Here is a 1274-nt window from a genome sequence, read left to right as displayed (position 1 = left end):
ACCCATGCCCAAGGCCCCGGCCCCCGAGCCCGCCCACCTTGCCATGTCCGAGACGTCGCAGGAGCGCAGCGAGCGCTACGCCACCTACGCGCTCGCCCTCGCGGCCGTCCTCGTCTCCGTCGTGGCGGGCACCGCGACCGTCGTCCGCGATGTCCGGCGACGACGCGGTTTGCGCTGAGAGGGGCGACGGGTGAGGTAGCTCTCTCCCGATAAAGCGCAGTTGGGGTCGGATGACGAAGTGGCTAGGGTGGTAGCAGACTTCACGTGTGTGATGGGGGAACGAGAAGTGGCCGAGTCCGATGTCCGGGGTGTGGGAACACCACCGCGCACCTCAGGGACCTGCCTGAACCCCACTCCTGATCCGGATCACACGGGGGACAGAGAACCTGTCCGCGTCGCGCGGGCAGGCCCGGAAAGCGAGAGAGAGGACCTCGGATGACCACGCCCAACCCCTCGGCCAACTTCGGACTGGCCGACGACACGATCATCCAGGCGAAGAACAAGATCATCGAGACGGCCAACGCCGTGTCCCGTCAGTCCCGGGAACTCGCCGACATCCTCGCCACCGCCGGCGCGGGCTGGACGGGTGTCGGAGCCGCGGGATTCGCGTCCGCGCAGATCAAGGTCAACGAGGACCACGACGTCATCCGGCGCCTTCTCCAGGTGCTCCTGGACGCCGTGGGCCAGACCAAGAACCTCAGCAACGCCAATGACGAAGAGGTCTACGCGGCGTTCAACAAGGCCAAGAACAGCTCCGCGCTCAACGGCATCTGAGCCGTCCCACCACATCCACACCACCGCACACACGGGAGAACACCGATGGCCGGGGATCCGAGCAACACCAAGGTCAGTTACTCAAGCGTCCAGGAGATGGCGAACCGCATCCGCCAGGTCTCGAAGAACATCACCCACGACCTGAACGAGATGGACGCCGCCCTCAAGGTCGTCACCGGCACCTGGGACGGTGAGGCGCACGCCGAGTACGTCAACCTCCAGGGCAAGTACAAGAAGCGTGCCGACGACATGCACCAGCGCCTCGAGGGCGTCGCCAAGATCATCGAGAATGGCAAGGACAGCTACCGGTCCACGGACGTCAAGTCCTCGCGCCTGTTCACCGAGGCGTTCTGAACCACCCCTCCGCACCACCGCGTGCGGACGGCAGAGAGGGGGGCGCCCCCCCCCGGGGGGGGGGCGCGGGGGGGGCGGGGGGGGGGCGGCCCCGACCCCCCCGCCCCCCCCCCCCCCCCCCCCCCGGGGCCCCCGGGGGCCCGGGG

Annotated in this window: 2 protein-coding genes; both read left to right on the top strand. The window is 68.6% G+C overall.

Annotation, left to right across the window (positions count from 1 at the left end; genetic code table 11):
- The first annotated feature begins 435 nt into the window (after window positions 1-435).
- On the top strand, window positions 436-774 hold the full coding sequence (locus tag JS521_RS20150; protein WP_205084369.1) for a hypothetical protein: 339 nt from the start codon (window positions 436-438) through the stop codon (window positions 772-774).
- Between the two features lie 45 nt (window positions 775-819).
- Window positions 820-1128, top strand: a complete 309-nt coding sequence (locus JS521_RS20145) for a WXG100 family type VII secretion target (protein WP_205084368.1) — start codon at window positions 820-822, stop codon at window positions 1126-1128.
- Window positions 1129-1274: the final 146 nt, after the last annotated feature.

Source organism: Streptomyces durocortorensis (assembly GCF_016901035.1).
GTDB classification, from domain to species: Bacteria; Actinomycetota; Actinomycetes; order Streptomycetales; family Streptomycetaceae; genus Streptomyces; species Streptomyces durocortorensis.
The sequence above is the reverse complement of the archived record's forward strand: the minus strand, read 5'-3'. Positions and strand labels throughout refer to the sequence as shown.

What these genes read in the sequence shown, in the direction of transcription:
- JS521_RS20150 (WP_205084369.1), top strand. Translation starts at nt 436, where the DNA reads ATGACCACGCCCAACCCCTCGGCCAACTTCGGACTGGCCGACGACACG.
- JS521_RS20145 (WP_205084368.1), top strand. Translation starts at nt 820, where the DNA reads ATGGCCGGGGATCCGAGCAACACCAAGGTCAGTTACTCAAGCGTCCAG.